This is a genomic window from Mesorhizobium sp. GW821-FHT07A06 (genome assembly GCF_059419085.1).
This window is the reverse complement of record NZ_JBWKRC010000006.1, coordinates 266157-284105: the sequence shown is the minus strand read 5'-3', so window position 1 is coordinate 284105 and position 17949 is coordinate 266157. Positions and strand designations below refer to the sequence as shown.

Annotated in this window: 16 protein-coding genes; 6 read left to right on the top strand and 10 right to left on the bottom strand. The window is 62.8% G+C overall.

The window, feature by feature from the left end; translation table 11 throughout:
• Positions 1-170 precede the first annotated feature (170 nt).
• Entirely contained in the window at positions 171-494 is a 324-nt protein-coding gene (locus tag AC07SZ_RS21375; RefSeq protein ID WP_494915706.1) for a hypothetical protein, read from the top strand.
• Here AC07SZ_RS21375 and AC07SZ_RS21370 read toward each other — a convergent pair.
• Entirely contained in the window at positions 458-1453 is a 996-nt protein-coding gene (locus AC07SZ_RS21370; protein WP_056578070.1) for a GlxA family transcriptional regulator, read from the bottom strand. The genes AC07SZ_RS21375 and AC07SZ_RS21370 overlap by 37 nt on opposite strands.
• Positions 1454-1579: 126 nt before the next feature.
• Here AC07SZ_RS21370 and AC07SZ_RS21365 point away from each other — a divergent pair, with 126 nt between their 5' ends.
• The gene (locus AC07SZ_RS21365; RefSeq protein ID WP_494915705.1) at positions 1580-2224 is read left to right on the top strand and encodes a cysteine hydrolase family protein; all 645 of its coding nucleotides are present in this window, start codon (positions 1580-1582) and stop codon (positions 2222-2224) included.
• A gap of 67 nt (positions 2225-2291) precedes the next feature.
• On the opposite strand, the gene AC07SZ_RS21360 is transcribed toward AC07SZ_RS21365, so the two are convergent.
• From AC07SZ_RS21360 to AC07SZ_RS21325, 8 genes are all read right to left on the bottom strand, one after another.
• Positions 2292-3971: a formate--tetrahydrofolate ligase gene (locus AC07SZ_RS21360; protein WP_056578065.1), complete on the bottom strand. Its 1680-nt coding sequence runs from the start codon at positions 3969-3971 to the stop codon at positions 2292-2294.
• Positions 3972-4275: 304 nt separating this feature from the next.
• Positions 4276-5400 carry a DUF2333 family protein gene (locus AC07SZ_RS21355; RefSeq protein ID WP_056578063.1) on the bottom strand — a complete coding sequence of 375 codons (1125 nt, stop codon included), beginning with the start codon at positions 5398-5400 and terminating at the stop codon, positions 4276-4278.
• A gap of 103 nt (positions 5401-5503) precedes the next feature.
• Complete coding sequence (locus AC07SZ_RS21350) at positions 5504-6802, bottom strand: DUF6638 family protein (RefSeq protein WP_494915704.1); 1299 nt, start codon at positions 6800-6802, stop codon at positions 5504-5506.
• 219 nt (positions 6803-7021) lie between these two features.
• On the bottom strand, positions 7022-8932 hold the full coding sequence (locus tag AC07SZ_RS21345) for an AAA family ATPase (RefSeq protein WP_056578060.1): 1911 nt from the start codon (positions 8930-8932) through the stop codon (positions 7022-7024).
• Between the two features lie 24 nt (positions 8933-8956).
• Complete coding sequence (locus tag AC07SZ_RS21340; protein ID WP_056578058.1) at positions 8957-10102, bottom strand: hypothetical protein; 1146 nt, start codon at positions 10100-10102, stop codon at positions 8957-8959.
• 40 nt (positions 10103-10142) lie between these two features.
• On the bottom strand, positions 10143-11231 hold the full coding sequence (locus AC07SZ_RS21335; RefSeq protein ID WP_056578056.1) for a hypothetical protein: 1089 nt from the start codon (positions 11229-11231) through the stop codon (positions 10143-10145).
• A 308-nt stretch (positions 11232-11539) separates the two neighbouring features.
• A complete protein-coding gene (locus AC07SZ_RS21330; protein WP_172372312.1) occupies positions 11540-11926 on the bottom strand; it encodes a c-type cytochrome in 387 nt (128 codons plus the stop codon).
• Positions 11927-12043: 117 nt separating this feature from the next.
• Positions 12044-12898 carry a LysR substrate-binding domain-containing protein gene (locus AC07SZ_RS21325; protein WP_172372314.1) on the bottom strand — a complete coding sequence of 285 codons (855 nt, stop codon included), beginning with the start codon at positions 12896-12898 and terminating at the stop codon, positions 12044-12046.
• 97 nt (positions 12899-12995) lie between these two features.
• Here AC07SZ_RS21325 and AC07SZ_RS21320 point away from each other — a divergent pair, with 97 nt between their 5' ends.
• Positions 12996-13892 carry a DMT family transporter gene (locus AC07SZ_RS21320; RefSeq protein ID WP_494915703.1) on the top strand — a complete coding sequence of 299 codons (897 nt, stop codon included), beginning with the start codon at positions 12996-12998 and terminating at the stop codon, positions 13890-13892.
• Positions 13893-13913: 21 nt separating this feature from the next.
• Here the strand turns inward: AC07SZ_RS21320 and AC07SZ_RS21315 are convergent, their stop codons facing one another.
• Positions 13914-14525, bottom strand: a complete 612-nt coding sequence (locus AC07SZ_RS21315; protein ID WP_494915702.1) for a thymidine kinase — start codon at positions 14523-14525, stop codon at positions 13914-13916.
• 287 nt (positions 14526-14812) lie between these two features.
• Here AC07SZ_RS21315 and AC07SZ_RS21310 point away from each other — a divergent pair, with 287 nt between their 5' ends.
• The 3 genes from AC07SZ_RS21310 to choV all read left to right on the top strand — a co-directional run bounded on the left by AC07SZ_RS21310 (position 14813) and on the right by choV (position 17912).
• Positions 14813-15748 (top strand): choline ABC transporter substrate-binding protein, encoded by a 936-nt coding sequence (locus AC07SZ_RS21310; protein ID WP_494915701.1) that lies wholly within the window; start codon positions 14813-14815, stop codon positions 15746-15748.
• Between the two features lie 131 nt (positions 15749-15879).
• Positions 15880-16734: a choline ABC transporter permease subunit gene (gene choW / locus AC07SZ_RS21305; RefSeq protein ID WP_056578045.1), complete on the top strand. Its 855-nt coding sequence runs from the start codon at positions 15880-15882 to the stop codon at positions 16732-16734.
• Positions 16731-17912: a choline ABC transporter ATP-binding protein gene (gene choV / locus AC07SZ_RS21300; RefSeq protein WP_056578043.1), complete on the top strand. Its 1182-nt coding sequence runs from the start codon at positions 16731-16733 to the stop codon at positions 17910-17912. Before choW ends, choV begins: the two co-directional genes overlap by 4 nt.
• The last annotated feature ends 37 nt before the right edge of the window (positions 17913-17949 follow it).

Here is a 17949-nt window from a genome sequence, read left to right as displayed (position 1 = left end):
TCAAAACCATCCTGCCGGCCGGATGCTGGCGAGTTCACAGGACCAGCGTCGCATCGATCTGTTGCAGGATCTTGTTGACGATGGCCAATCCGAGGCCCGACCCCTCCGCACGAGTCGCGCCGCGTTCGTACCGTTTTGACCAAGCTCTCCGGGGCGGGAACCACCGGACCTTGGTTGATCACACTGAGCCGGGCGTCCTCGTCGATGCGCACGACAACCTCGCCGATGCCTGGTGGGGCGTGGCCTGGGTCGAGGACACGCACAAGATCCCGGGCAATGGTATCCTGGTGCTGATCGGGCTTCATGTCGGCGGCGTGCTGCTGGCCAGCCTGCGTCACCACGAGACTCTGGTTCGCGCCATGATCACGGGCGCAAGCGTGCGCCATCGTCGCAAGACGTTGCCTGATCCAGGCGGTTGGAATGCAAAGGCGCCGTATCGATACGGCGCCTTTGCCGCTCAGGATGAAAGGACGTGCGCCACGCGCGTGCCCTGATCGGCCCGCCTGGAAAACTCCCGCCGGTATTGCGCCGGCGATGTCCTCAGCCTCGCGGCGAAATGCTGGCGCAGCGATGTGGCGCTGCCGAAGCCGGCCTCGAAGGCCACGACATCCATCGATTTCTCCGTGGCTTCCAGCAACCGCTGCGCCAGTTCGATGCGCTGGCTGGTCAGCCAATCGCCAAAACTGGTGCCGATCGATTTCTGGAAGCGGCGGGTGAAGGTGCGCCGAGTGAGGCCGGCCAATTCGGCGACGCTGTCGAGGCTGTGCGTTTCGCCGAGCGTCGCGCGCACCGCGTCAAGCGCCTGGGTGAAGCGGTCGGCATTCGCGCTTCTTGCCACGGGGCGTTCGATGAACTGCGCCTGCCCGCCCTGCCGGTGCGGTGAGAGCACGACGTGCCGGGCGAGCCGCAGTGCCGCCTCCGCGCCATAGCGGGCACGCACGATATGCAGGCAGCAATCCAACCCGGCCGCGACCCCGGCGGAAGTGACGATATCGCCGTCATCGACATAGAGCACATCGGCATCGACCGAGATGTCGGGATGCAAGGCCTGCAACTGGTCCGTATAGGCCCAATGCGTGGTCGCCTTCCGGCCCGATAGCAGGCCGGCCGCGGCAATGGCAAAGGTGCCGAGGCACAGGCCGACGATCAACGCCCCGCGCCGGTGCGCGCGGCACAGCGCTTCTTTGATCGGCCTGGCAAGCGGGGCTTCGAGATCCTTCCAGCTCGGGATGATGACGATGTCGGCGTCGTCGAGCGCGGAGAGTCCATGTGGGACAAGGATACTCAGCCCGGCATCCGTCTCGATCATACCTGCCTCGGCCCCGCAGACGCGAAAATCAAAGCGCGGCAGGCCAAGTCTGGTGCGGTCGGCGCCGAACACCAGGCAAGGCACGGAGAGATGGAACGGACTGATGCCGTCGAAGGCGAGGACGGCAATGATCGGGGCGGTCATGGGCGTTTCCAGTGTGGGAAGCCTGATTGTCCCAATTCTTTCGAATGATGTCAATCGGGCCACTTTTGGCCGCTTGTCGACCGGTCTAATTTCAGCCCATCGCATTCAAGCCGGAAGGAAAACACCATGTCCGACAGAGCCAACACCACACCGCGCCGCGCACTCGTCGTCGTGGATGTCCAGAACGACTACGATGGCGGCAACCTGGCTATCCAGCATCCGCCGTTTCGCGACACCGTCGTCAATGTCGCGCGCGCAATGGACGCCGCGGCCGCCGCCGGCATCAAGGTGGTTGTCATCAAGCAGATGGCCCCCGAGACGTCACCGATCTTCGCCAAGGGCAGCCATGGCGGCGAACTGCATCCGGAGATCGCCAGGCGCGGCCGCGACCATTATGTCGAGAAGATGCTGCCCTCGGCGTTCACCGGCACGGACCTCGAGGACTGGCTGCGCGCCAATGCCATCGATACGATCACGGTCGTCGGCTACATGACGCATAATTGCGACCTGTCGACCATCATCCACGCCGTGCATATGGGGTTTGCCGTCGAGTTCCTGTCCGATGCGACAGGCTCGGTGCCCTATGCCAACAGCGCAGGCTATGCCTCGGCCGAGGAGATCCACCGCGTGGTCACGATCATTCTTCAGTCGCGCTTCGCCGCGGTGCTGAAGACCGCCGAATGGGCCGAGTGCCTGAAGACCGGTGTCCTCCCGGAGCGCGACACGATCCACGCCTCCAATCAGCGGGCGCTGGCGCGCAACGCCGCGTAGGACTATCCGCAAACAAAAAGGGCGCCGCATAGCCGCGGCGCCCTTTGCGATTTCGAATTGAAGGATTTTAGAACAAGCCTTCGATCTGGCCGGCCTCGTTGAGGAAGATCTTTTCCGAGGACGGCGCCTTGGGCAGGCCGGGCATGGTCATGACCTCGCCGCAGATGATGACGACGAAGCCGGCACCCGCCGAAAGCCTGACCTCGCGGACCGGCACGGTGTGGCCGGTCGGCGCGCCGCGCAGGTTCGGGTCGGTCGAGAAGGAGTACTGGGTCTTGGCCATGCAGACCGGCAGATTGCCGTAGCCGGCGTCTTCCCAGGCCTTGAGCTGGTCGCGCACCGACTTGTCGGCGATCGCCTCCGAGCCGCGATAGATGCGCTGGACGATGGTGTTGATCTTCTCGAACAGCGGCATGGCATCGGGATAGAGCGGCGCGAACTGCGAGGCACCGGATTCGGCAAGCGCCACCACCTTGTTGGCGAGGTCCTCGATGCCGGCCGAGCCCTTGGCCCAATGCTTGCACAGGATCGCCTCTTCGCCCATCGAGGCGACGTAGTCCTTCATCGCCTGGATTTCGGCGTCGGTATCGGAATAGAAGTGGTTGATGGCAACCACCGCCGGCACGCCGAACTGCCTGATGTTCTCGATGTGACGGCCGAGATTGGCGCAACCCTTCTTCACCGCCTCGATGTTTTCCTTGCCGAGGTCTTCCTTCTTGACGCCGCCATTCATCTTCATGGCGCGCACGGTGGCCACGATGACGGCCGCCGCCGGCTTGAGGCCGGCCTTGCGGCACTTGATGTCGAAGAATTTCTCGGCGCCAAGGTCGGCGCCGAAACCGGCTTCGGTGACGACATAGTCGGCGAGCTTCAGCGCCGTCGTGGTGGCGACGACCGAGTTGCAGCCATGCGCGATGTTGGCGAACGGGCCGCCATGGACGAAGGCCGGGTTGTTCTCCAGCGTCTGCACCAAGTTCGGCTGCATGGCGTCCTTCAGAAGCACGGCCATGGCGCCGTCGGCCTTGAGGTCCCGGGCATAGACCGGCGACTTGTCGCGGCGGTAGGCGACGATGATGTCGCCGAGGCGCTTCTCAAGGTCCTTCAGGTCGGTGGCAAGGCACAGGATCGCCATGACTTCCGAAGCGACGGTGATGTCGAAGCCGGCCTCGCGCGGGAAACCGTTGGCGACGCCGCCGAGCGAGCAGATGATTTCGCGCAGCGCCCGGTCGTTCATGTCCATGACGCGGCGCCACACCACGCGGCGGGTGTCGATGCCGAGCTCATTGCCCCAGTAGATGTGGTTGTCGATCAGCGCCGAAAGCAGATTGTGCGCGGTGGTGATGGCATGGAAGTCGCCGGTGAAATGGAGGTTCATGTCCTCCATCGGCACCACCTGTGCGTAGCCGCCGCCCGCGGCACCGCCCTTGACGCCGAAATTCGGGCCAAGCGAGGCTTCGCGTATGCAGACGATCGCCTTCTTGCCGATGCGGTTGAGGCCGTCGCCGAGGCCGACCGTGGTGGTGGTCTTGCCTTCGCCGGCCGGGGTCGGGTTGATAGCGGTGACCAGGATCAGCTTGCCGTCCTTGTTGCCCTTCACCGACTTTATGAACTCGGCCGATATCTTGGCCTTGTCGTGGCCATAGGGCAGCAGGTGCTCGGTCGGGATGCCGATCTTCTGGCCGATCTCCTGGATCTGCTTTTTCTTGGCGGCGCGCGCGATCTCGATGTCGGACTTCACTTCGGCCATAACGGCTTTCCTCTGGATTGGACGGTGGAGGGGACGGGGTTGATCTCTATCGCAAGCAGGTTGGAACCGGGAGCGCGGGCATGTTCTAACCCTGTCGCTGCCGTGGCGTCAACTTTCATGCAACTATGTTTCCTATAGAGAAAATTCCTCTGCGGTCGGCCGACCTGCTCTCGGTTCCTTCTGGCTCCGCTTGCCGCGCCGTATAGAAGCCAGAGCAGGGGCGCTTCCGCCGTCTCAAAACAGCCGCACAATGCACGGAATGCGACAGAAGCGACGGCGCAAATTCGCCATCGCCGGGCGAACGCTACTGTGTCAGCACGTTGCTGATTTCGACCATGTTGGAGCGCACGCGCAGGATGTAGAAGCCCATCGTCGTCAGATGCGTGGGCAGCAGCCAGCCATCCTCGCGGCCATTGGCGATGATGAAGGGCTGGATGCGCAGGGCCGAGACGAATTGCGCGTCCATCGTGTCCCACAGGCTCTGCAGGTGCTTTTCCTTGATGACGTCCTCGAAATCGGCCTGGGCGCCCTTCATCAGTCCGTAGTAGGCATATAGCTGGCCGTAGGCGAACCAGTAACGGTCGTCGGCGCGGGTGTCGAACCAGCCATTGTTGTGGTTCTCGGCGCGCTCCTTGAGGATGGCCGAGGTCGAGCCGATGTCCGAAGCGATGCGGTCGATATACTGCTTCAGATTGTCGGCGCGGGCATCGAAGGTGGCCTGGCAGGTGGCCAGCCGTGCGTTGAACGAGCGCAGCTTGCGCACCGCGTCACGATAATAGCTCGGCGTCGGCGTCTTCGGACCGAACGGGCTCACGCCGAAATACCAGGTGTATTCGTCGAACTGCAGATTGCCGCGCGCATCCTGCAGGTCGGCATCGATCTGCGAGGTCGTGCGCACGCGGCCGAGATTGTCGGCAAGCTCGGTCGCCGTGCGCCGCACCGCCTGGTTGATGCCACGCTGGAACGAGGCCTTGTTGTCCATCCACGGCGTGTTGTCCCAGTCGATGCCGAACAGGCCAAGCTTGTAGAGGATCATCGACGAGATCCAGGCATTCTGGTTGACGTTGAAGTCGGTCAGGTCCGCCGCCACCTGGGCGATGCCCGAGTTGCCGCAAGTCTTGGCCGTGTCGGTGCCGGTGCCCGCGGCCACCTGCTCACCGGCGGAAACATTGCGCTTCTCGAAAGTGTAGGTGTCCGGATAGTCGGGGTTGAAATTGTTCCACCACTGGGTGGCGTAGAAGAAGTTGGCGTAGAGGCCGATCAAGACCAGCAGGGCCAGGCCGACCATCGCCTTGAGGATCCAGCCGCGCTGCGCGTACCAGCGCCCGGCCCACAGGAACGGCCACAGGATGACGCCGATCAAAAGGCCGATGCCGCGGCCGATCCATTGGAAAATCCGGACGAAGAAGTTCACGATCGGATCGAGCATGGCTGTGTCACCCCTCAGCATGATGCCAAAAAGTTGCAGACTTTTTGGATAACATCATGCGCCAAAACAATAAGTCAGAACGAAATGACGGGTTCATTTCGTTCTAGTCAGTCAGGCCGTAGAGGCGTGTGCGAAACGCCACCTTGTCCTTCAAATATGTGGTTTTCAGAACGTCCACAACATGCGATCGCCAGGCGTCGCTGAAGCCCTCATAGTCCTTGTAGAAGCCCTGCTTGTTGAAGATATAGCGCGAGACGAAGTCGGTCGGCACGAAATCCGAGATCAGCCGGTTGGTCAGCCAGGCGTCGGGATGGTCCGGCTTGGCACGGATCACCAGGAAGCGCTGTTGCGGGAACACATCCTCGATCTTGAGATGGCCAAGCTGGGCGATTTCGCGCTTGGCGGCGTTGAGGAAGGGAAAGTTGCCGTCCCTGGTGATCAGGTCTGCGTGGCTCTGGATCCAGGTCTGCAGCCAGACCTTGTCGACATCGGTCAGATTGCGGTTCGGCTCGGCGTCGCGAATCAGCGCACGCACCACCATCTCAGCCCGGTGCTCGAGATAGCCGGACGCCTCGATCCAGGAGGCGCGCGGCAACTCGATGCGGCCGGTGCTGGCCAGGAACTTGAACACCTTGTCGGCGTCGTTGATCGAGAGATAGCTCACCTGCCACGGCCGCGAGCGGCGGAAGCCCGGCGCGGCGGGATCGCTGATCACCGTCGTCATGTCGGGATCGACGAACACGTAGAGCCCGCCAAAATGGCTGGTCCAGTAGGCGTTGTGGCGGAAGATCACCTGGTCGGGCACCAGCGCGTTCTCGCGGATATCGCCGCAGACCTTCGCCAGGTCCACCATGCGGGTCAGCATGGCATTGTCGCGCCAGGCATCCGGCTCCTGCTTCAGCCGGTCGACCAGCTTGCCGAGTTCGGCGGCCTTGCCCAGCACATCCTCCGCCGACAGCACCTTGAACTCGACCTGGTTGATCGACAGCAAGTCCTCAATGTCGTTGACCTTGGGAACGGAGTCTTCGATCTCGCCGTAGATGACGTCCTTGATGGTCAGCGCGTCGATGGCACGCTGGTTCTTGGACATGAACTCGAACATCAGCTGCGAGGTGTTGGAGAAGGCGGTGTGCACCACCGGCAGGTCGATCTGCGACGGCGTCAGGATGATGAAGCGGCGATTGACCTCGTTGGGGTCGAGATAATCATAGTCGCCGCATTCCTCGGCCACTTCGGGCGAGAAGCCCGTGCGGTCGATCTGGAAACTCTTGAGCCTGGTCGGCTTGAGGCCGAAGGCGGCCAGCGCTTTGTTGTAGCGCTGGATGAGATGCGGCTCGTCGACGGGCAGCAGCCGGCCGTAGATCAGCTCGTTGTCGCGAAGGAGGTCGGGTCTTTTGCTCACCTTTCCTTCTCCCCGCTTACGGGGAGAAGGTGCCCGAAGGGCGGATGAGGGGCGCGGTCTTCCCTTCTCCCCTTGTGGGAGAAGGTGGATCGGCGCGTAGCGCCGAGACGGATGAGGGGTGCGCCACAGAGTACCGTCGGCGCCAAGCTGGAACACCCCTCATCCGTCGCCTTCGGCGACACCTTCTCCCACAAGGGGAGAAGGGAAGGCGGGCTCACCTCACGCATTCCACAGCCCCTTCTTCTTCATCTCCTCCATCTCGCGCGCGGCCCGTTCGCGCAGGCGGGCGTCGCGCAGCAGCTTTTCCACGGCGGCGTCGTCGGACTTGTCGGAATAGCGGAACTCGCTGTCAGCGTAGCGGTTGATCTCCTGCATGACCATGTCCATCGAGAACGGACCGCGCAGTTCCTCGATCATGGCCTTCTTCTCGTCGTAGCCCTTGTGCATGAAGGCTTCCGGCTTCTCGAACCAGTCGTCGGGAAGCTCGATGTCCATGGCGCGCATCTTGATGGCGTCGGTGACGTTCTTGATGGCGCGACCGGTGAAGCGTGGCTCGGCATCCTTGATCAGGTGCAAGTAGGTGCCGATGTCGGCCATCGTCTTGGGCGCGCCATTTTCCTTCATGTAGCGCTCATAGACCTTCATCAGCCCGTCTTCCCGCGGCTTCTCGTGTTCCTCATAAGCCTCGGTAACGGCGCGCTGGATCTCCTGCGCGGCGTAGAGTTCGTGATCGCCGAGCGGTATCTTGTGGTTCTTGCCGGCGAGCAGCACGAAAATGTCGATATAGTCGTCGCGGGTCTGCGGTCCGTCGACCAGCCAGCGGGCGCCGGCGCGCTGGCGCAGCGCATCATCGACGTTTTCGGGATAGTTGGAGAACATGCCGAACGAGCAGTTGCCGCGCACCACCGTAGCCGCGCCGGCGAAGGCATCCATCAAGACGCCGGTGATCTCCTGCTGGCCGGCCGAGGCGCGGTCGTCGGAGCGGCGTGCCGCCACCTGGTCGATGTCGTCGATGGTGCCGAAGCCGATGACGCGCGGGTTCAAGACATTGTTGATGAACTGGCGGCAGTTCTGGCCTGACTTGCCCTGGTAGGACGAGATCTGGTCGACGCCGAAATTCTCATAGGCGAAAGGATAGCCGGCGACCTGGCAGTAGCCGTTGACGAGACCGGCGATCATCTGGATAAGCGTCGTCTTGCCGGTGCCGGGCGCGCCGTCGCCGATGAAGGTGAACAGGAAGCCGCCGAGCTCGACGAACGGGTTCAGCTCGCGCTCGAAATCATAGGCCATCAGCATCTTGGCAAGCTTGACCGACTGGTACTTGGCGATGTGGTTGCCGACGACCTCTTCGGGCTTCTTGAAGGTCATCACCAGCGGCTTGGAGCGCTTGCCCGGCGCGACGTCGAAGCCGTCGAGGGTGAAGTCGTCGGCGTCGATGCGGATATGGGCGTTCTCGAACGGGCCGATGCCGTCGAAGCGGCCTTTGCGGGCCAGCAACCCGTCGATGGCGACGCGGGCGAAGGCGCGTGCCCGCGTCACCAGGTCGGCATCGTCCTTCGAGCCCGCTATCGCCTTGTCGAGGCCGGCCAGGATCGACTTCACCGCATCCTGCGGCGTGTCGAACAGAAAATCCGGCTCGGGGATGTCGTTGGGCGCCTCGCCGTCGCTGTCGATAAGCTGGAACAGATAGGAGGCGAGGCTGAAAGCCGAGATGTAGGCCGAGGCCGACAGGAGTTTCTTGAAGGCCGACGCCTCGTCGCCCTCGAGCGGGGCGCGGGTGTTTTTCGCCTGCAGGCTTTCGAGGTCTGACCCCTCGGCGAAGACATCCGATATGGCGAGCGCGATTGCCGCGCCGCGCCGGGCGCGGAACAGAAGCGTATGCTGCGGGATGGTGAGCAACTGGTCGTCGGGATGGACGGCGCCAACGGTCTTCGACAGCTCGACCTCGCGCGTGCGGCGCACCGAGCCGACCGAGACGGTGGAGACGAAGCGGCGGTTGGTGCCGGCCAATGCCGTGCCGGATTCGCGCGAAGGATCCTCCAGCACGACGATGCGGGTGATGAAGCTCTGCGCAGTGGCGCGGTGCTTCTCGATCGCCGCTTCCGGGATGGTGGTCAGGCCGGTGTCCATGAAGGATGCTCCGTGGTGTTACGGTCAGACGTCTGAGATGACCTGCCCATTGGACAGGATGTGAACCTTGTAGCCGCCGAAGATCTTCTGTGCCTCGCCGGCGGCGTAGAGCGCCTGGTAGGCCTCGTGCGGGATCAGCGCGTGGTTCTCGTAACTCGACACGCCCTGGCGCGCGGCTTCCAGGTCATCGGTGTTGATGAAGAATTCCTGCGTCGTCTTTTCGCTGGAAAACAGCCCCTTGCGGCCGGGCTTCTCGCCCTTGGAGTAGACCTCCTGGATGGTCCAGGTCAGCAGCCAGGCGTTTTCCGGTTTGCGCACCTTGGCCAGCACCTCGGTCACCGTCGAATTGTTGTCGGTAATGCCCGCGGAATAGAAGGGGCCGAGCACGACACGGCGCAACTGCTTGGGGTGCAGGGGTTCGAAATCCTTGTCGAGGTTGACCGCGATCGTCGCCGGCGACAGCGTGTAGGCGGAATTCTTCTCGGTGAAATCGTCGAAACGGTGCGCAAGCTCGGGATTGAGCAGGCCGTCGACCGGCAGCGGGATGTCGACCTTTTCGTTGAGCTTGCCGTCCCGGTCGACGAGCTGGCGGATCATGCTTTCAGAAGAATCCTCCACCGTCACCATGTAGACCAGCGGCAGGTTGGCGCTGCCGTCGAAGGTGGCCCAATGGACGAGATAATAGGGCCGTGCCGTCTTCGGGTTGACGGAGACCTTGGCGGTCTGCGCCAGGGTGAAGGGACCGAAGGTCTGCTCGCTCCTGACGTCCTCGAGGTAGAGCCGCTCGGCCATCGACTTCTGCAACGCCTCGGGGAATTCCTTGTGGCGCAGGATGAAGTCGGCCATCTCCTCGCGCAGCTCGCCGGCCAACGGGATGTTGGCAAGGCGCGCATCAGCCTGCCGGCGGTCGTTCTCCAGTTCGAGCAGGTTCTGGAACACCGGGAAACCGCTTTCGGCGCGCGAAATGCGGAACGTGTCCATGAAGCCCAGCCGGTTGCGCCAACAGGAGAAGGACTTGTCGAGCCGGGCGATATATTCGGCAACGATCTTGGCGACGATGCCGTGCCGGTAGAGCGGCGAGCGGTCGTCGCGCATGAACACTTCAAGGCCGCTGAGCGCGGCCGTTATTGCCGAGAAATACCGCGCCGCCGCGTCGTTTTCGGGGGTCATGCTGTCAGCCCTGGGATTGTCGCACCGGTGCGCGCGGCAATTATGACTGCACGTAGTTGGCCGAATTGTGCTTCTTCAGCACCTCGTCGAAGCGGCGGGCAAAGGCGTCGTCGGCGAGCTTCTTGCGGCGCTGGATATCGGCGCTGGCGACCATGTTCTTCTCATGCATCTCGAGCAGGTCGCCGATGTGCTTCTGCGAGGCGGCACCGATGCCGGCCATGGTTTCTTCCGCCGTATTGTCGACCTGACTGCCCAGCGTGTTGATCTTGTGGGCGACGTCCTGCTGGGCCGCGGTCTTCAGCGAATCTTCCAGCGCCTTGTAGAGCACGATGCGCTGCTCGGTATCGATGGTCAGCTTGTTGATCAGCGTCGACTGCGCGGCGATCTGGTTGTTGAGCGAATCGACGAAAGTCTGGAACATCGAGGTATAGCGCTCCAGCGTCTGGCTTTCGGCGAGCAGTTCCTGCTCCTTGGCCTGCTTCTCATTGTATTCGGTGGCGAGCTTGGAGCGTTCGCCCTCGAGCTGCGTGCGGTCCTTCTGGCTGGTCGAGGCGGCGATCTTGTTCTCGATGTCGAGCAGCATCGGGTTGAGTTCCTCGATGCGCTTCTGCACGGCTTCGAGGTTGGTCATGGTGGTCTTGCGGCGCTCGATCACCTGCGACAGGCTCGTCTCGGAAGTCTTGTAGCGCTGGTCGAGAACCTCTTTCTGCGCCTTCAGGATGCCGACGATGGTGTCGGACTTGGCGAGAAGTTCCTGCAGGTTGCCGGCCAGCGACATGTTGCGCACGCGGTCAGTGCGCAGGCGCTGTTTGCGCTGGCTGGAGAAGACGCCGACGAAGTTCTCCCAGCCGGTATAGTTCTTCATGCTCTCGAACTCGGCGCCAAAGACGTTGGTGGCGTCCTCAAGGCCAATGATCAGGTCGGCGATGTTGCCTTCCATCACCTTCTGCTGCTTCAGCACATCCTCGATGCGGGCGTTCTCGATGTCGAAATTGGCGTCGCCGATCTTCTTGTCGGCGGTGGCGAGTGTGTCGAGCACGGTGCCGGACTGCTCGATCTTGGTTCGCATGTCCTGGACGACCTGCTTGGTCTTGGCAATTTCGGCGTCGAAATTCTGCAATGTCGCCATAGGGGCCTCCCGCATCGGCTTCCGGTCGCTGGTTGCGAACAGCGGCGAATATATGTGGGGCTTCCGGGGATTGAAAGACGTGAAGACAAGGGTCGCATGAAAACAAAGGAATCCGCCAGGGCCTTGAAAGACAATGCAGGTGGGGTCATGGCGTGATTAGCCGGTCCGTCGGGGCTGGTTCAACTGCCATTGAACTTTCATGCCGCTAAAACAGTCGGCCCCCAACGGCGCGGAAATGCTGAATTCGAAAGGGGATTGGACCGGTTGCAGGCAAACAGATCGATGCGGTCGCGCGCGCCGGCGCGCGCTCAGGGCTTCGGATCGGCCTTCAGATAGGCAATGACATTGGCGATGTCGTCGTCATTGGCCAGGCCGCCAAAAGCCATTTTGTTGCCGGGAACCTTGAGCTTGGGAGCCTTGAGATATTCGGCAAGATTGGCCTCGTCCCAGACGAGACCAGCAGCGCCCGCACCCTTCATCGCTTCGGAATAATGGCCAAGGAAGCTCTCGGCTGTACCGGCGGTGCGGCCGACCACACCCATGAGGTGCGGGCCGACCTTGTCGCGGTCGCTGGCCGCTTCGTGACAGGCTATGCACCGGTTGAAGACGTGCTTGCCCTGCACGGGGTCGCCGGCATGGGCGGCAATGGAGGTGGCAAGCAGAAGAAGGCTGGCTTTGGAAACGGCTCGAAGCATGGCTGACCCCGAAGAGCTTGGCTGACGGCCTTATAGGACCGAGGCCTTAACAAACGCTGCATCGTGGCGGGTTGGCAAGGCGGACCTTCGGCCGATCTCCCGCGACCGGAGGATGACTCAGGCCTGCGCCAGATCGCGGCGCAGGAAGTCGTGCAGCCGATCGACCGCCGGTGTCGTTGACAGCGGGTTGCGCAGGATGCCTATTTCGAGATCCGGCAGCACTGGAAGACCTTCATTGCCGCCGATGATGCGCAGCGACGGCGGCACGCTGCGCTGCGCCAAACCGGCGACCGCCAGGCCGGCCTGCACGACCGCGACCAGGCCCAGCAGCGAGGCGCTGGAATAGGTGCAACGGTAGGCGCGATCGGCATCGCCAAGCGCCTGCAGGACACTCATCCTGGCGGCGCAGCCCGGCTCGAACAAAGCGACGGGCAAGGGATCGGTCTGCCAGGCGACGTGGTTGGGCGAGGCGACCCAGACGAAGCGTTCCAGCCGGATCACGTCAAGCGGCTGCTCCGGCAGCCGGGTGACGATCGCCAGATCGAGCCGCCCCTCCGCCAGGGTCTTCACCAGTGCGGTCGACTGTTCGCAGATCAGTTCCACCGTCACCAGCGGGTGATCCTCGGCGAAGCGTGACAGGACGGGCGGCAGCAGGAATGCGGCATAGTCGTCCGGCACGCCAAGGCGCACGCTGCCTGTCTCCTTTGGCCGGGTGACGCTCGCCCATGCCTCGTCCGACAATTTCAGCAGCCGGCGCGCATAGATCACGAAATCCTCGCCGATCGCGTTCGGCGTGACGGTTCGGGGACCGCGAACCAGAAGCTGGTTGCCGACCATCTCCTCCAGCCGCTGCATCTGCATGCTGACGGCTGACTGGCTGCGGCCAACACGCGGCGCGGCACTGGACAGGCTGCCGCTCTCGACGACGGCGACGAAGGTTTTCAAGAGGTTGAGGTCAAGTGGAGCGGCCATAGTGCTATCAGCATATCGAATAGCTTGCTCCAAATCTATTCGCTTGTTTGAAAGCTGTATTGCTGGCCAGATAGGGCGTGCGCTTGAGGAAACGTCGATGAAGGACCTGCCAACTTCCCGTTTTCCAGCTGCGAGCCTCGCCTTTGCGATGACGATCGCCGGCACGGTCGGCGCCTTCGTCACGGAATCGGGATTGCACCCCGTCACCGTCGTCTTCTGGCGATGCGTGTTCGGCGCCGCGTTCCTCGGCACTTGGTGCCTTCTGCGTGGCTATCTGCCGGACCGCACCCTGTCCTTGTCCCGCCTCGCGCTGGCAGCGCTTGCCGGGGCCTGCATGGTGCTGAGCTGGACGGCCTTCTTCGCCGGCTTCGCCATGACGTCGATCGCCACGACGACGATCGTCTATCACGTCCAGCCCTTCTTCGTGGTTATCATCGGGGTGGTCTTCCTGAAGGAGCGTATCTCGCTCGACCAGATGCTGTGGATGCTCGGCGCGTTCCTTGGCGTCGTGCTGGCCAGCGGGCTGGTGGTTTCCCATGCGCAAGCCAGCACGGGATGGGCGCTGGGCATCGCATTGACGCTGGTCGCCGCGCTGCTCTATGCGGTGGCGACGATCCTCGCCAAGGGTCTGGGCCAGCAGCGCGCCGAGGTCACCGTGCTTTGCCAGACAATCGTCGGAATTGTCATGCTCGCCCCCTTCGCCGGGATCGGCCAGCATGTTCCCGCGCATTCATGGGGCTGGCTGGTCAGCATTGGCGTGCTGCACACCGGTATTGCCTATGTGCTGATGAACTCGGCCTTTCCGCGCCTGACGACGCCGGTGATGGGCATCATCACCTTCATCTATCCGGTCGTTGCCATCATCATCGACTGGGCGATCTACGGGCATCCCCTTGGGCCGGCACAGGCCGCCGGCATGGTACTGATCGCAGTGGCGACGCTTGGTGTCCGGTTGGGCTGGCGGTTCCCGCGACGGCGTGTCTCGGCGGCCTGACGCGGATCGCAGGAAGCATGTTCAGGGTTCCATGAAGCCGATGAAATCGTCGGGCATGGCGCGGCCCATTTCTTCCTCCCAGTGACGACGGCAGAGCGAGACATAGACGTCCTTGCCGATCGCCACCTGGTCGCCCTGGCGGGCAACCTTGCCGTCGGCGCCGAGGCGCACGACCATCGTTGCCTTGCGGCCGCAACGACAGATGGTGCGCACCTCGCGCAGGTCGTCGGCTATCGCCAGCAGCGCACGCGAGCCGGAAAACAGCTTGCCCTGGAAATCGGTGCGCAGGCCGTAGCACATCACAGGGATGTTCAGCCGGTCGGCAATGCGGGCCAATTGCCAGACCTGCTCCTCCTCAAGGAATTGCGCCTCGTCGACGAAGACGCAATGCACCGTCGTGTGGTCGTGGTGCTCGGCGACGCGGGCGAACAGGTCGTCGCCATCGCGAAACATCTCGGCTTCCGTCTCCAGTCCGATGCGCGACGAGATCAGGCCACTGTCGCCCTTGCGGTAATGACCGGCGACGAACAACATCGTGGTCATGCCGCGCTCGCGATAATTGTACGACGCCTGCAGCAACATCGTTGTCTTGCCGGCATTCATCGTTGCGTAGTTGAAGTAGAGCTTGGCCATGCCGCTCTTTTAAGCCGAGTTGCCGCCGCGCGGGGAGGGGCCGCCGCCGCATTCCCCTGAAAAAGCCGGCTCGCCTCCGAAAAGGATGCCGAGCCTCTAAAAAAATACTCGGCACCATATTGGCACCATAAAAGCGTCAGCCGTGTCGCTGATTGGCCAGTCCGCGCCGTTGATCGTGATTGCCTTGACGCTTGAATCCTAAACAGAATGGTGTTTGGCTGACGAAACAAGGCGGGCAGAGAAACCGTGACCACGCTTCGCCAAAGAATCACAATGGGAGACTGTCTATGTCGCGTATGAATTCCTTCGCCGCCGGCCTCGGCCTTGCGGCTCTGTTGTCCACGAGCGCTGCCTTTGCCGGCGATCCGGCGAGCTGCAAGGCGGTGCGTCTCTCCGATGTCGGTTGGACCGACATCCAGGCGACCACTGGCGTCGCATCGGTGCTGCTTACCGCGCTCGGCTATGCGCCACAAACGATCCAGCTGTCGGTGCCGGTGACCATGGCGTCGCTGAAGAACAAGGACCTCGATGTGTTCCTCGGCAACTGGATGCCGTCGATGACCAACGACATCAAGGACTACACCGCCGACGGTTCGGTCGAAACGATCAGCACCAACCTGACCGGTGCCGGCTACGGCATCGTCGTGCCGACCTATGTCGCCGATGCCGGCGTGAAGTCGCTGACCGACATCGGCAAGTTCAAGGACAAGTTCAACGGCAAGATCTACGGCATCGAGGCCGGCAATGACGGCAACCGCATCATCCTCGACATGATCAAGAACCCGAAGGACAATCTCGAAGGTTTCGAGCTGGTCGAGTCCTCGGAGGCCGGCATGCTGACGCAAGCCGAGCAGTCGATGAAGAACAATGAGTGGATCGCCTTCCTCGGCTGGACGCCGCATCCGGTGATGGGCGCCATGAAGATCACCTACCTCGACGGCATGGGCGACAGCGGCTTCGGCGCGGCGACCGTCTACACCGTTGCGCGCAAGGGCTATACCACCGAATGCCCGAATGCCGGCAAGTTCATCGCCAACCTGAAGTTCAATCTGGACATGGAAGGCCAGATGATGGACGCGATCCTGAAAGGCGGCGACGCCAACACGGTGGCGGCCGACTGGCTGAAGAAGAATCCGGATGCCGTCAAGCCATGGATCGCGGGCGTTACCACGTTCGACGGTGGCGATGCCGCCGCAGCGATCAAGACCGCGCTCGGAAGCTGAGCCGACTGCATTCGACAAGTCCGAAACAGGAAGGGCAGCCATCTTAGAAAAGGCTGCCCTTTTCCATATCCTGTGACAAGATGACGTTGCGCGAGCCGAGAGCAGGGCGGCTCATGACGAAGAGGGGTAAGATGGATCCGATTTCGCAATTCATGGTCGATCACAAAATCCCGATCGGTGCCTGGGGAAAGGCGTTCTTCGGCTTCCTCACCGACAATTTCGACACCATCTTCAGAGCCTTCTCGAACGGTTTGAATTTCTTGCTCGACGGGCTGGTCGAGCTCCTGCTGATGGTGCCGCCGGTGCTGCTGGCGCTGGTCATCGCCGTCATCGCCTGGCTGCTGCAGCGCTCGCGGCCGCTTGCCATCGGCGTCTTCCTCGGCCTGATCTTCATCATCAACCAGAACCTCTGGAAGCAGACGGTGCAGACACTGGTGCTGGTCGTCGCCGCCGCCGCCATGGCCATGGCCATCGGCGTGCCGCTCGGCATCTGGGCGGCGCACAAGCCAAAGGTCTACCGCGTCATGCTGCCGGTGCTCGATCTGATGCAGACGCTGCCGACCTTCGTCTACCTGATCCCGGTGCTGACCCTGTTCGGTCTCGGCAACGCGCCTGGTCTCATCGTCACCATCATCTTCGTCATCCCGACCGCGGTCCGGCTCACGCATCTCGGCGTCGTCTCGGTACCGAAGTCGATCATCGAGGCCGGCGAGGCGTTCGGCGCGACCAAAAGCCAGCTTCTGTGGAAGGTGGAACTGCCTTCGGCGCTGCCGACGATCATGGCGGGATTGACGCAGTCGATCATGCTGTCGCTGTCGATGGTGGTGTTCGCGGCCCTGATCGGCGCCGGCGGCCTGGGTACCGAAATCAACCGCGCGCTCGGTTCGCGCCGCATCGACCTCGGGCTTGAAGCAGGGCTGGCGATCGTCGTGCTCGCCATCGTGCTCGACCGAATGACCCGCATTGGCGTTGGAGGCAAGAAATGACCGTCGCCGTCGATTTCAAGAACGTCGATATCGTCTTCGGCGCCGACCAGGCCGGTTCGCTGGCGATGATCGACAAGGGCGCCACGCGCGCTGAAATCCTCGAAAAGACCGGCAATGTGCTGGGCTGCGCCGACGCCAGCTTGACGGTGCATGAGGGCGAAATCTCGGTGCTGATGGGCCTGTCGGGCTCCGGCAAGTCGACGCTGCTCAGAGCCGTCAACCGGCTCAACGTGGTGTCGCGCGGCCAGGTTCTGGTCAAGGACGGCGACAAGATTGTCGACGTGGTCACTTGCGACGAGCCGACCTTGCGGCGCTTGCGCCAGAAGCAGGTGGCGATGGTCTTCCAGCAGTTCGGCCTGCTGCCATGGCGCACGGTCGAGGAGAATGTCGGGCTTGGCCTCGAACTTGCCGGCGTGCCAGAAGCCGAACGCAAGGAACGCGTGCACAAGCAGCTCAAGCTGGTCAATCTCGACCAGTGGTCGAAGAAATACGCGCATGAACTGTCGGGCGGCATGCAGCAGCGCGTCGGTCTCGCCCGCGCCTTCGCCACCGAGGCGCCGATCCTGTTGATGGACGAGCCGTTCTCGGCGCTCGACCCGCTGATCCGCACCAAGCTGCAGGACGAATTGCTGCAGCTCCAGGCGGAGCTGAAGAAGACCATCATCTTCGTCAGCCATGACCTCGAGGAGGCGCTCAAGATCGGCAGCCACATCACCATCATGGAGGGCGGGCGCATCGTCCAGACCGGCGCGCCGGAGGACATCGTGCTGCGGCCCGCCAATGACTATGTCCGCGACTTCATCGCCAATGTGAACCCGCTCTCGGTGCTCACCGCCTGGAACGTGATGCGCGACCGCCGCGACCTCGAAGAGGGCAAGGACGGCTGGGTGTGGCTCGACCGGCGCAAGACGACACGCTTCAAGATCGACGAGCACGGGCTGGTGGCGGCGGCCGAGCGCGACGGCAAGCCGGCGGTGTGGGTATCTTGCGCCGATGTCGAGGCCCAGTCGGAGGAAGCGGCGCAAGTCTTCTGGGCCACTCCCGGCACGTCGCTGAAAACCGTGATGCTGGCCATGCACCGCTCGCAGACGGCGCCCGTGGCGCTGTTCGACGACCAGTCGCGCTTCGTCGGCGCCATCGGCATCCGCGACGTGCTGAGCGCGGTGTTGCGTCGGTAGGCGCCTCGCAATCTACCCGTCTGACGCAATTCCCGCG